The organism is Mesorhizobium sp. M8A.F.Ca.ET.202.01.1.1 (genome assembly GCF_004791595.1).
In the GTDB taxonomy this organism is placed as follows: Bacteria; Pseudomonadota; Alphaproteobacteria; order Rhizobiales; family Rhizobiaceae; genus Mesorhizobium.
The window spans coordinates 1-13,091 of record NZ_SRUN01000015.1; the positions used below are offsets into that span (position 1 = coordinate 1).

Here is a 13,091-nt window from a genome sequence, read left to right on the forward strand (position 1 = left end):
CGAGCGCGGCGAGCTGGTCCTCGAAAATCTGCTTGGTGTCGGACAACAGCCGACCGATCAACGTCGACTTACCATCATCGACCGAACCGCAGGTCAGGAAGCGCAGCAGCGACTTCTTCTCTTGCGCGGCCAGATAGTCGCGGACGCCGTCCGTTGGAGCGAGGCTCTTTGCCATGATGTGGCGCATGGTCAGAAATACCCCTCGCGCTTCTTCTTCTCCATCGAACCGGCTTCATCGCGGTCGATCAGCCGACCCTGCCGTTCGGACGTGCGTGCCGTCAGCATCTCGCCAACGATGGCTTCGAGTGTGTCGGCGTCGGATTCGATGGCGCCGGTCAGCGGATAACAGCCAAGCGTACGGAACCGCACCAGGCGGTCCTCCACGACCTCGCCCGGGAGCAGCTTCATGCGATCATCGTCCTTGAGGATCAACATGCCATTGCGTTCGACGACTGGCCGCCGCTTGGCGAAATAGAGCGGCACGATCGGAATGTTTTCCTGCAGAATGTACTGCCAGATGTCGAGCTCGGTCCAATTCGACAAGGGGAAGACGCGGATCGATTCACCCTGCGCGATACGCGTGTTGAAAATCTTCCACATTTCGGGCCGCTGGTTCTTCGGATCCCACACATGCTGGGCATTGCGGAAGGAGAAGATGCGCTCCTTGGCGCGCGACTTTTCCTCGTCGCGACGGGCGCCGCCAAAGGCGGCATCGAAGCCGTATTTGTCGAGCGCCTGGCGCAACGCCACGGTCTTCATCACATGGGTGTGGGTGTTCGAACCGTGATCGAACGGATTGATGTTGTCGCGCACGCCGTCTTCGTTGACATGAACCAGAAGGTCAAAACCCAGCTTCTGGGCCATCTGATCGCGAAATGCGATCATCTCGCGAAATTTCCAGGTGGTGTCGACGTGAAGAAAGGGGAATGGCGGCTTGGCCGGATAGAACGCCTTCATCGCCAGATGCATCAGCACCGACGAATCCTTGCCGACGGAATAAAGCATGACCGGCTTGGTGAAGGCAGCCGCGACCTCGCGGAATATGTGGATGGACTCGGCTTCAAGCCGCTGCAGATGCGTAAGCGCTGATATCATGGACCGTGAGCGTTCTCTCGTGCCTTGCAACAGAAGATCCTACGTCAAAACATCGAGCCTTTTACGCCCGGTTCAAGCTTCGCTTCTGGACAAAGTGTTTCGTGCGGGCGTTCTAGCAGATCGTAACGGCCCAGAACAATGCAGGAGGAGCCCGGCAGCGGTTCGTTCGGGAATGAATTTTCCATGCTTGTGGCAAAACCCGGAAATTTCTGCTTGTACGGCCTCCGGTCGGGAAAAGGCAGGAAAAATATTGCCTGTGAGAGAGTTGTGCGGGGACGCTGCAGGAGTCAACGGTCCCCAACTGCCGGATTTCGGCGGCGATCGATCCGGGCGCACTATCGAAACAGCGACCCAGCCGCTATACGCTTTTCGAGAGCGGGCAAGTGCGTGATGGAGCATGGGCAATTTCGAAGCGAGCACATTCGGTTTCACCAAACATGATGTGCCGCATAAAATTTCTCAAGAATAGCAGGTCCGAAAATTGAACCGGCTTTCATTCATAAGGCAGCAGTTCACGCCTTCGCGGATCAATATCTACTTCTCCATTCTCTGTTTCTTTTCTCCCCCGGTCCTGGGGTCGGTGGTCAGCTTCGTGTTCAATGGCGGTGGCCTGTGGTCCGTCCTGTTGATCGCCTTGAAGAGAAGACGCTTCAATGTCGACCGGGCGATGATGGCGCTGACGATCGCGATCTGTGCCTATTGCGCAAGCAACGTCCTGGCGTCCCTCGTCAACCACGCGATCGTCACGGACGCGCGGCATCTTGTTCCGCTGATCACCTTTCTGTTTTTTCCCATCTCCTATTCGACCTGGAGCATTACGCAAAAGACAACGCTCGTCCGCATCATTGTGGTGGCCAGCATGGCTGCCTGTTTTGGAGCGCTGCTGCTGGCGGTCTATCAGCAATATCGGCTTGGCATACGCGCCGAGGGCGGGGCCGGGAATGCGATCGTGTTCGCTGAGGTCCTCTGCCTTGCAGTGGTGACCTGCGTGGCCGCTGCCCTGTCTGGCATAGAGAGATACAGGATCGCCCTTATCTGCGCTGCACTCGGCGGAACGATCGCCATCATCTACTCCGGTACCCGCATCGTCTGGCTGGCACTGCTGATTACCGGTATCGCCGTTCTGCTGATCAACCAGCAGAAGCTGAGAGGGAGAAATGCCGTTCGCGTGCTTTTGCTGCTGGCCGCGATCGCAGCCACGATCGCGGTTTTCGGGTCCCAGACGATAGCGGGGCGTGTCGCATTTCTGCACTCGGACTGGGATGCGCTGACCCATGGTGACCACACGACAGCTTTGGGATCGCGCGTCGCCCTTTGGGATATCGGGCTGAAGGCATTTCGGGAGATGCCATTTTTCGGACATGGCGTGGGTGCCACCCGGCTCTTGATCAAGCAGGGTTTTCAGGATCAGTTCGGGATGGATGAAGGTTTCAATCATTTCCACAACGGCTTCCTGACCGCCTTGGTGCAAGCGGGAATCCTGGGTGCGGTGACGCTGGCGGCGATCTTCGTGGTTGCCGCCAGAAATGCCGCCCGGGTCCTTCGCGACAGCGCCGATCCGGTTGAGCGGTTCGGCGCCACCATGATCGTCGCCCTCGTGATCACCTATCTGACCGCCGGAATGACGGGCATCCTGATCGGCCATGACATTCTGGACTCGGTTTTTATGATCTTCCTGGTGTCGGGAACATATCTTGCCTGTGGCCGCCAAGCTGCGTTGGTGGAAGACCAAGCCCTTCCACCGCTGGTGGAAAGGCAAGCCCTTCCACCAGCGGTGGAAAGCCTGGCCCCCCCGCCAGTCGTCCAGTAACCGGTGCGGGCAAGACAATGAAAGTCCTGGTTACGGGCGCGACGGGCTTCATCGGCCGCCAGGTGGTCCATCGGCTTCGTCAGGCCGGTGTCGAGCTTCGCCTCGCCTCCCGCCAGCCGGAGAGACTTGATGCGGGCTCCGACGCCATGCCGATGCCGGCGTTCGATGCACCTGCCCCGGCTTTCCTGGCGCTGACCAGGGATGTTACGGATATCGTCCATTGCGCGGGTCTGAACAATGACCAGGGCAACGCCACCGAAGGCGACTTTCTGGCAGCCAATGCGCAATTGAGCGCGCGCCTGGCGCATGCCGCCGCCGCGCAGGCAAGCGGACGGTTCATCCATCTTTCCTCGATCCGGGCCGTGATCGGTGCGCGTGCCAGCGCAACGATCGACGAAGACACAGTCCCCGAACCGCAGGACGCCTACGGGCGCTCGAAACGCGAAGCAGAAATTGCCGTATTGGGCGCCTATGCCTCGCACGGCCGTGCCGACGCCGCCATATTGCGGCTGCCTCCGGTCTACGGGATCGGCATGAAAGGGAACCTAGCGACGCTGATGCGGCTCGCCGATACGGCTCTGCCGATGCCGACAGGCGCGCTGACGGCAAACCGCTCGCTGCTGTCATCGCAATCGGCGGCGGGGGCGGTGTGGCATCTGCTTTGCCATTCGCAGCCGCTTCGTCCGATCTATACCGCCAGCGACGTGCCGCCGGTTTCCGTCGCTGCCATCATCGGTGCCTTTCGCCGCGGTTTCGGCAGACCGAAGCGCCTGGTGACAATGCCGGCCGGACCGATGCGGGCGGCCGCCATACTGCTCGGCAAGCGGACGTTCTGGGACAGCCTGACCGCGACCCAGATATGCGACCCTTCGCTCCTTGCCTCGGAAGGCTGGGCGCCTGAAACCGAGACATTGGAGCGGCTGGCCGAGATGGCGCGGCTCCGAAGGCCCCGGCTTCCTGTTTGACCCTGATCCGAGGACCGGTTTCTGCTTCCGGAGCATGGCCTGCTCAGCCGCGATAGAGTGTCCCAAACAGGATGCGAAGGTCGAGCCAGAACGAGGCGGTCCTGAGATAGATGGCATCGGTGTCGGCCAGAAGTCGCGGGTTCGACATGTCGATGCCCCTGATCTGGGCCAAGCCCGTCATTCCGGGCAGAGCCTGCAAAACCCCCAGCCGCCTGCGGCATTCGATCAGTTCCGTCTGGGTCGGCAGGCAGGGACGCGGCCCGACCAGGCTCATTTCGCCGCAAAGGACGTTCCAGAGCTGCGGCAACTCGTCGAGCTTGAATTTCCGCAAGCTCTTTCCAACCGATGTCACGGCGCTCGCGGGGGTTTCATGCGAGGGCAAGGATGGCGTTCCCTGGTACATCGTCCTTAATTTGTGGCAGCGAAAAAGCGCGCCTTCGCGGCCAATCCGCGTTTGGGAAAAAATCACCGGACCGGGCGATGATGCGCGGACGGCAAGAATGGCGAGCAACAGGATGGGAGAGGTTGCCACCAGCAGCACAGCCGCACCGGCGAGATCGAAGATTTTCTTGGCTGTCGTCATGAGTGGCCGATGGGCTCCCTGCCAGGGCTTCACGCGGCAACCGCGAGCGAGCCCATCAATCCGGTCGACGTAGCATGAGGTCGCCTTGCTGACCAAGCGCGCCAAGCGGTCTCCCGATATTCAGATACGACCCAGCACAAAGGCGAGATAGAGCCCAAGGCTCCCGGCAAAAGTCTGTCGATAGACGCGGCTTTTGCGCAGCGCGCCCAGGCGTTGGAAAAGGCTACCTTGCCGACCGTTCGCGAACAGGTCGAGGCATGCCAGCGCGTCCTTCGTAAGGAGATCGCGATTGACGGCGAGGCCGGCAAGATTGAGATCGGTCCAGTCCGCGAACTGGCCCTTGAACAGGCGGCCGAGCCGCGAGATCCGTGCCCGCCACGATACATTGGCGCCGACCAGATTCGCCGCATGCTGGCGGTAGCGTACCAGTGGCCGCGGATCGTAGCGGACGACACCGCCGGCACCAGTGACAATCAGATAGGCCCACCAATCGTGGCTGACGAAACCGGTGCGGGTGGAGGCCCTGGCCAACAGATCGCGCGCGGCGCGGTTGAGCAGGATGGTGTTGCCGCCGGCAATGCTCTGGACGAGCGCGTTGCGGAAGGACGGCGGACGGCTGAACAGCGGCGAATGGCCGACCAGACTCCCGGTTTCGGTCATGGTCGCGGTTCGCGAGCAGGACATCAGCGGTTGCGCCGCGTCAAATGGCTGCATCCAGCCAAGGGCGCTTTCCAGCCTGTCGGGCTCCCAGACATCGTCCTGGTCGCTGAAGGCGTAGCAATCCGCATCGATGCGCGGGTCGAGGATCATCGACCGGAAATTGGCGGCAAAGCCCTGCCGCGGCCCTTCCACGAGATTTATCCGGCCTTTTGTCCAACGGGGCTTCCAGGCTTCGATGATGGCAACCGTGCCATCGACGGAGCCGTCGTCGGATATCCAAAGGTCGATCAGAGGATGCGACTGCGCGAACAGCGACCGCAGCTGCTCGTCGATGAAGGCGGCGCCATCCTTCGTGGCCATCAGGACGGCAATACGCAGATCTGTCTTATCCACCGATGTCAAACGCCTTGCCGCGCGAGGAAACCGCTGCGCACTTTTCCTGGAATTGCTCATCTCTTGTTTTCACGCAATTCCGGACAGAAAACCGCTGGAATTGCTTTAGCTCGCCTGCCCGGCCGTCTTCGGGACCGCGTCGTGCTGCGCGTTCGCCCTTGTCTTCGTCGTGCGGTCGAGATCGGCCAGGATGGTGAGCGAGGCCGCCTTGTCCTGGCTCTTCATGGATTGCTGCAGCGCTGCAAGCGCTGCCTGGACATCCGACCACTGCGCGACATCGGTGCTCAGGCCAAAAATCTTGGCGATGCTGAGCTCGACCAGTTCCTCGTCTTCGCCGTGAAGGGTCTCGTGCAGCTTTTCACCCGGCCGGATGCCCGTGAAGCGGATCGGGATGTCCGTATAGGGGCTTTTTCCCGCCATGCGGATCATCGTTTCGGCCACTTCGAGGATCGGCACGGGCTTGCCCATGTCGAGCATGTAGACGGCGTAGTCCTGGCCGGCCGGCCGCGACGCGGCATCGGCGGCCGACATGATGACGAGATCGACGGCCTCGGCGACCGTCATGAAATAGCGCGTCATGCGCCGGTCGGTTATGGTGACCGGCCCGCCGGCCTCGATCTGGGCCTGGAATATGGTCGCCACCGAGCCATTGCTGCCGAAGACGTTGCCGAAGCGCACCGCGATGAACTTGGTGGCGGGGCGGCGCCCGCCCGGCTCGCCGGCCGGTGTCCCATGCAAGGCGCTGACGATCTGTTCGGCGGCTCGCTTGGTCATGCCAAGCACGGACGTCGGATCGACGGCCTTGTCGCTCGAGACCATGACGAATTGCGCCACGCCGCACCTGGCGGCGACTTCGGCGCAGACAAGCGTGCCGAAGACATTGGTCTGGATGGCCGATTCCCAGTTCTCCTCCAGCAGCGGAACGTGCTTCAACGCGGCGGCATGGAAGAGGATGTCGGGTTTGAACTCGGTGACGACACGCGTCATCTGGCGCCGGTCCGCGACATCGACGATGCGGACCTTGAGGCGGTCATGGTGCTTCTCGTCGATATACTGGCTCAACTGAAAGATGCCGAATTCGGAATTGTCGGCGACCAGCACGGCGTCGGCCCCAAGCTCCAGCGACCGCTTGACCAGCGTTCGGCCGATGGAGCCGGCGCCTCCCGTGACCAGGACGCGCTTGCCGCCGACGAAGGCGCCGATGCGCTCGATGTCGGACGCCACCGTCGGGCGGCGCAGGATCGTCTCCATCTCGACGGCATCGAGAACGAGCTTTCCCTCCTGGCCCAGCTGCGAAAGCCCCGCGAACTGCACGACCCCGATGTCGCCGTGACGCGCGACGCGGACAAGCTCCGAATATTCCTCGATCTCATGCTCGGCGCCGCTGCCGAAGATCAGGAGATCGAGGCTCTTGGTGCCGGTCGCATAATCCTCCAGCACATCGATCAGGCGCGGCCGGGTCGCCACCACGGGAACCCCTTGAATGCGCGTGCCGAGCGGTGCGCCGTGCTCGGTGGCCATGATGCCGACGATGGAATGGTCGGCGGGCTGCGCCGTGCGCGTGAAACGAATGATCAGGTCGGCCTCGCTCAGCCTCCCGACGAACAGGGCCTGTTTGGCGCGCGCCGTGTCGGCCTTGCCGTTCAGAACACCCCAGCTCGCGCCGTCACGCAGAAAGCGGTAGAACAGCCGGGGCGCCGAGATGATGGTGAAGGAGACGAGCAAAAAGACGATGAACTGGCGCTCGTTGAGGCCCGCGACAGGCTGGAAGAAGCGCACGACCAGCGAGACGGCGTAAAGCACGAATGTCAGGATCGCGCAGCTCTTCAGGATGTTGAAGAAATCAGGCGTCGAGGCGAAGCGCCAGACCGTGGTGTAGAGGCCGCAATATCTGAACAGAAGATGGCTGATGAGAACGATGCCGGCCCAGGTGACAAGGCCCTCCGTGGAGAGCGCGCCGAACGAAAGATCCGACCGCGACAGGACAAGGCTGAGCGCCACGGCGACCAGGACCATGACCACGTCCTGGACCATGATGAAGGCGCGCCGCACCTGTGGCCTGAGCCCGAACACAGCTTCCAGGGAAGTATTCATTAGGCAGTACTAAACTCCAGGCTGTCGGCATGACTACCCGCAAAGTGTCAGCACGAGAACCATTCGTGACCGTCACACTTCCAAGTAGCATTTCCGGCCCCCGCCTGCTGTATCGCATACTGCGGGCCGCGGGGCATAGCCAGATGTTTTTTTTGGGGGAGAGTCGTCACCAAGCCCTTTGGCATCTGGTGCCGATGTCCACTAGACGATCTGCGTAGGTTCACGTAGCTGCTGTTAATTTCCTAGTGGAATCACCAGCTACCCTGCAGTTCCATCCTTAAGAAGCGCTGCAATCTTCCTAGGATCATATTTTGTTCCAACGAATGGAAGCTCACGGATTTCGGTTTGCGCCATCGTGATACCAACGTTTTCTTCTGCCATCGATACGGCCTGTCCCACGGCCCTGGCAACGGAGTCCGGCGTAACAAAGTCAAGGCCCAGTAGATTACCGCTTCGGTCGGAAATCCTCTTTGTGTCATAGTTGTTCGATACAGTAATTAAGCCGGCGTGAGCCATCTCTAACGGCGGATAGCTAGGATGTGGCGAAATCATCAGAGATACTCCAACGCTTGCACGGCTTAGGTATTCTGCATATGCTTCAAGCGTAACTTTCCCAGGAACAGCACCATTCTGCACCGGCCACATCTTGCTTTCGTCAAAGTCCTCCCCCAAGAACACGACTCGCCATTTGCTCGCCTCGATCGGATTTCTTTGCTGCCACAGAGAAAGCCCATCTACAATTATTTCGAAGCAATTTCTGGCCGCTGCCGGCCTACCGTAACAGAGAATGATCCTCTCCTTCGGGACCATCCTTATCCTATTCCTAATCGTATCGTTTACGCGAAACGGAACCACGATTTGATCGGCGCGACCAAATCTATGATTTATAAATGAGGAAAGCTCTTCCGAATTGACAAGAGGGATGACACTTTCGTCCAGGTCATAAGTCGATTCGGCAATCGCCCAACGTGAGGACCACTGCACAAAATTCGACTCGTAATCCTGCATGAAGTATAGTGCCCTAGCTCGTCGCCCAAAAGCCTTCTTCTGGAACCGTGCAATGGACGAGATTCTTAGATATTCGGACCACCAAGCAGTCGACATGTAGAAGTCATCTTTACGGATGTCCAGCCGGCGCCTTCGATCGAATGCCTCAAAAATAACAGCGGGGCCATCGCTCGAATTTAACGCGTATTCTCGGAGTCCATGTAGGTGGCCCTCTTCCACGGGCGAATCGAGGACGATAATTCTCTTATCGAAGTCGACCAACTCAAGACAAATCTCATCGAATATTTTTATGGCTGTCGATATTCCTCCAAAAATGTGCCGGGGATCTATCGTGGGCAGCAGCAAGTTGATTCTCGGCTTGAGCTTATTGGACTTCGATATCCTTAGTGGGCGGAGTTCACCATATTGTCGGCCCATTAAGAGATCTGATCGTCCTGGCTCTTCAAAAAGGGGCAGGTATACCTTTTCTACGATGCTGGGATCTTCAGCCTTTTCGACCTTGAGAAGCGCTCCCGACCGAGCTGAACCAACTCCAACACCGGTCTGTACTTTGAACCAATGAAACCCAGCGCATTCTGCAAAATGCAAATAGCTGCGTTCTATCGCATGCGCCAATGTACCGTCTACCTGCCCAGCCTCGCTTGGGAAGTCTTCGAATGTCAGGCCCAGATCGAGGAGCGGCGCCAAAGCCGCAGACCGGCCCCAGAACATAGAGCCTGAAGGAAATTCCAGGACGCTATCTTTGCTGAGCTCCCAATGGGCCCGCCCCAGAAGAGCCTTTGCCGTTTCAAAATCAAACCCCCAATTGAGCATTTCACGTATCGGATAAAAATGCTGAGGGTATACCACGCCAAGTTTCTCGTCGGATGTGAAAAGTAGTAGAATAGATCTAACTATCTCCTTAGATCCAATAAGATTTTGAATCAAATATTCACGCCACCCATCTAATGACGACAGATGCGGAGATTTCTTCGTGTGCAAATGAAGGAAGAATTCATGCTTTTTGTATACGTCGCTGAACCCAACAATCTTCGGCGCAATATCCCGGCCTCTGTTTTCAAAAACGCGGACCTCCGCACCTCCAATTCCACACTCTGTACAGATGCCCTGTATCGATTTTCGTTTTTCATCATCTGTTGTTGACACATAAAGACGAAACCCTGATTCGATATTTTTAAGCTGCAGCAGAATTTCTTTAAAAACATCTGTATAATATACATGAATAATTACCGCGATGTCGTTCTGCACCACTGCGTTAGGGGCGACCGGCAACGGTATCTGAAGGGCAATATCGCTCTCTGGCAAAGGGCGCCGGGCGCTCACGGCGCCGTCATTGCTGAAAAAGGAAAACGAGGAGGTACGAGAACGCCTTTCCGCGAGAAAGCGACGCGTCTTCACCACGGCGGACCGCACCCCTTCAGTCCTAACGACAAAGACACCGTGCCTTAGCAATGAGAGCGCTCTGCGCATTTTTGTACCTTCTCATGGAGGTTAACCTGGATGTCGTGTGGATAGTCCTTCACGACGGCATGGGCCAACTAAGCACTCGGCTAGCGTGCAATTGATGGCGCGACGCCGCTCCAGCCGGCCTCACCGATCCCCGATGACAGCCAACGCAGCCGACAAAATCGCTTTGCCATCCAGTTTCGCTGCCGAATGCAGCATTCCATCCGCAAGATCAAGGGCCGACATGGGATTTACGGGTTGATCACCACCGAAACCGCAGCATGTTGCCGTAATCGCCGCGCGTGCGGCGCAGTGCACATTGGTCGCGGGGTCTAGCTGGCGGTTTGGCTTCCTAATCCTGGTCAAATGATCTATTCGCTGCTCGCTGAACATCGAAATGAGGACTCCCTTGGTTCGAGCGACCAAAATCAAGTCAACGACCCAAAATGCACTGCGTGACATTGCCGAAGCGCTGGAAAAGCATCATCTTGCCACGACATTCGCATGGCAGGATATAGCCCAGCGCTACCGTAGATCACGTGTTGGGGCCTTTTGGCTGACGATCAACATGGGTGTGCTGATTGGCGCTTTGGGCGTTGTGTTTGGAACCCTGTTTAGAACGCCTATGCAGGAGTACCTCCCGTTCATCTGCAGCGGAATGATCGCATGGGGGTTCATCTCCTCCTGCCTGAATGAGGGTTGCACGAGTTTCATTAGCGCCGAGGGAATCATTCTCCAGGTGCGAATGCCATTGTTCACACACGTGTTAAGAACGATGTTGAGGAATGCGATCATTTTCGCTCACAATCTGCTCATTTTCCCTGTTCTGATTGTCCTTGTAGGAGCGCCAGTTTCTGCAGCCATTCCGCTGGCCGTTCCGGGGTTTCTTTTGGTCGTACTCAATCTGCTGTGGATGATGTTAATTCTTGGCCTTGTGTGCGCAAGATATCGCGACCTTACTCAGGTATTGCAAAATCTTTTACAGGTTCTGTTCTACGTTACGCCAATTATGTGGCAGCCGAAAACCCTTCCGGAAGGTGCCTCTCGTTATCTATTCGATCTCAACCCATTTTACCATTTGATGACGATCGTGCGCGAACCGTTGCTAGGCCAGGAGCCAGCGGCATTGAGCTGGGGGGTTGCCCTTGTCATGTCGGCGCTTGGTTGGATTTTTGCCATCTGGTTTTTTGATCGGTATCGTCGACGCGTTCCCTATTGGCTTTGAAAAAATGTCTCACGTCTGTCTCAACAACGTCTCCGTTGCATTTCCCGTCTACAATGCGGCGAGTCGATCTTTCAAAAACCGCGTCCTGAGCGTTGCAACGGGGGGAGCCATCGAGCGCCATCACGACGGAAACATCGTCGTGAAGGGTTTGGAGAACATCAATCTCGAGATCAAAGAAGGGGAGCGAGTCGGTCTCATTGGACACAATGGCTCGGGTAAAACCACGCTGCTGCGTGTCCTTTCCGGAATTTATTCGCCGACCTCTGGGAACGCCGCCGTTGACGGCGAGTGCGTGTCGCTCATCAATATCAGTCTTGGCATAGACCCCGAGGCGACCGGGCGGGAAAACATTCGCTTGCGCGCCGCGATGATGGGACTCACCCCATCTGAATTGCGAGAAAGGTTGGATGAAATAACTGAGTTTTCCGGGCTTGGGGATTTTCTCGATATGCCTTTCCGTACATACTCATCTGGCATGCAACTGAGATTGGCGTTCGCAACCTCAACCTCGATTCGGCCGGAGATTCTCATCATGGATGAGTGGCTTTCGACCGGCGATGAAGACTTTAAGGAGCGCGCTAATCGCCGATTGCGAGAGATTGTAAGTTCGACAAAGATTCTGGTTCTGGCGAGTCATTCCAGAGAATTGCTGCTCCAGAACTGCAGTCGGATTGTTTGGCTGGAGCATGGCAGAATTCGGCTGGATGGAGCAGCTGAAGATGTTGCGACACAATACTTCGGAAACTGAGCAGATATCGAACGCGCGAGAATCTTACCTAGACACTACATTACCCCAGCACGATCAGTAGTTCTATGTACAAGCTATCCGTAGGAAACTAAATGGAAATAGATCAGTGACGTCTTTTGTAAACGGAAAGGTTTGCGCGGTTGTTGGCGCAGGCGGATTTCTCGGCACTAATCTTTGCCTAAGACTCAACGAACTGGGTGCTAAGGTACGAGCCATTGGCCGCAGGGCAGCTTTTCCTAAGGCACTGGAACAGGTGGAGTGGCGTCAGGGCGATATTTCTGATCAGTCCGTCCTTGCTAACACCTTATTTGACGTTGACGTCGTTTTTCACTTGGCAAATTCAAATACTCCGCATGCGTCCAATTTTAATAAGACAATAGACGTAAAGACAAGTCTTTTACCTACACTGAATCTGCTTGAGCAATGTAAAGAATTCAATATTGGAAGAATTATATTCGCTTCGTCTGGCGGCACCGTGTATGGTCTTCCATTAACGCTTCCAATGGCTGAAGATCACCCGGAGAACCCGATAACGTCCTACGGGATCAACAAACTTGCGTCCGAAAAATACTTTTCTCTATATGAGCGCCTCCATCAAGTGGACTATCGGATAGCGCGGTTGGCAAATCCTTTTGGCCCATTCCAAACCGCCGAAAAGAACCAAGGTGTCATCGCCGCATTCGCAAAGAAAATGCTGCTGGACGAGACAATTGAAATTTGGGGGGACGGAAATGTTGTTCGTGATTTCCTCTATGTCTCGGATGCTATCGAAGCGATGATTCTGCTCGCTGGGCACACGGGCGGCGATCGCATCTTCAATATAGGATCCGGCTTGGGGCACAGCTTGAAAGACGTACTTCAAGCGCTAGAAACGAATATAGGAAAGAGGCCACAGGTGCAATATCGTCCAGGCCGGGTTGATGATGCGCCCGCTGTGGTTCTCGATATCTCTAGAGCACAGACGATTCTACGATGGCGTCCTGAAGTGGACTTTCAGGAAGGCGTTGGGCACACCGTCGAATGGCTAACTAAAGACCTTGAAATCTGATGCGTGGCTTGAAGAA

At 57.0% G+C, this 13,091-nt stretch carries 11 protein-coding genes; 5 read left to right on the plus strand and 6 right to left on the minus strand.

Going from position 1 to position 13,091, the window contains the following annotated elements; genetic code table 11:
- Both EN845_RS27420 and cysD read right to left on the minus strand, forming a co-directional pair.
- Positions 1-187: GTP-binding protein (locus tag EN845_RS27420; RefSeq protein ID WP_245511813.1), on the minus strand; the 187-nt coding region annotated here is incomplete at its 3' end.
- A 2-nt stretch (positions 188-189) separates the two neighbouring features.
- A complete protein-coding gene (gene cysD / locus EN845_RS27425; protein WP_127279443.1) occupies positions 190-1,095 on the minus strand; it encodes a sulfate adenylyltransferase subunit CysD in 906 nt (301 codons plus the stop codon).
- A gap of 481 nt (positions 1,096-1,576) precedes the next feature.
- On the opposite strand from cysD, the gene EN845_RS27430 reads away from it, so the two are divergent.
- Together EN845_RS27430 and EN845_RS27435 are read left to right on the plus strand one after the other, a co-directional pair.
- Positions 1,577-2,905 carry an O-antigen ligase gene (locus EN845_RS27430; RefSeq protein ID WP_127279444.1) on the plus strand — a complete coding sequence of 443 codons (1,329 nt, stop codon included), beginning with the start codon at positions 1,577-1,579 and terminating at the stop codon, positions 2,903-2,905.
- A gap of 17 nt (positions 2,906-2,922) precedes the next feature.
- Complete coding sequence (locus EN845_RS27435; RefSeq protein WP_127279445.1) at positions 2,923-3,870, plus strand: NAD-dependent epimerase/dehydratase family protein; 948 nt, start codon at positions 2,923-2,925, stop codon at positions 3,868-3,870.
- Positions 3,871-3,913: 43 nt separating this feature from the next.
- Here the strand turns inward: EN845_RS27435 and EN845_RS27440 are convergent, their stop codons facing one another.
- The 4 genes from EN845_RS27440 to EN845_RS27455 all read right to left on the minus strand — a co-directional run bounded on the left by EN845_RS27440 (position 3,914) and on the right by EN845_RS27455 (position 10,078).
- Positions 3,914-4,453, minus strand: a complete 540-nt coding sequence (locus tag EN845_RS27440) for a sugar transferase (protein WP_127279446.1) — start codon at positions 4,451-4,453, stop codon at positions 3,914-3,916.
- 120 nt (positions 4,454-4,573) lie between these two features.
- Positions 4,574-5,506 carry a glycosyltransferase family 2 protein gene (locus EN845_RS27445; RefSeq protein ID WP_127279447.1) on the minus strand — a complete coding sequence of 311 codons (933 nt, stop codon included), beginning with the start codon at positions 5,504-5,506 and terminating at the stop codon, positions 4,574-4,576.
- 105 nt (positions 5,507-5,611) lie between these two features.
- Positions 5,612-7,600: a nucleoside-diphosphate sugar epimerase/dehydratase gene (locus tag EN845_RS27450; RefSeq protein WP_245511814.1), complete on the minus strand. Its 1,989-nt coding sequence runs from the start codon at positions 7,598-7,600 to the stop codon at positions 5,612-5,614.
- A 258-nt stretch (positions 7,601-7,858) separates the two neighbouring features.
- Entirely contained in the window at positions 7,859-10,078 is a 2,220-nt protein-coding gene (locus tag EN845_RS27455; RefSeq protein ID WP_127873152.1) for a rhamnan synthesis F family protein, read from the minus strand.
- Between the two features lie 385 nt (positions 10,079-10,463).
- On the opposite strand from EN845_RS27455, the gene EN845_RS27460 reads away from it, so the two are divergent.
- The 3 genes from EN845_RS27460 to EN845_RS27470 all read left to right on the plus strand — a co-directional run bounded on the left by EN845_RS27460 (position 10,464) and on the right by EN845_RS27470 (position 13,075).
- Entirely contained in the window at positions 10,464-11,279 is an 816-nt protein-coding gene (locus EN845_RS27460; RefSeq protein ID WP_245511816.1) for an ABC transporter permease, read from the plus strand.
- A gap of 4 nt (positions 11,280-11,283) precedes the next feature.
- Positions 11,284-12,027, plus strand: a complete 744-nt coding sequence (locus tag EN845_RS27465) for an ABC transporter ATP-binding protein (protein ID WP_127873163.1) — start codon at positions 11,284-11,286, stop codon at positions 12,025-12,027.
- A gap of 106 nt (positions 12,028-12,133) precedes the next feature.
- On the plus strand, positions 12,134-13,075 hold the full coding sequence (locus tag EN845_RS27470; protein WP_167531495.1) for an NAD-dependent epimerase/dehydratase family protein: 942 nt from the start codon (positions 12,134-12,136) through the stop codon (positions 13,073-13,075).
- Positions 13,076-13,091 lie beyond the last annotated feature (16 nt).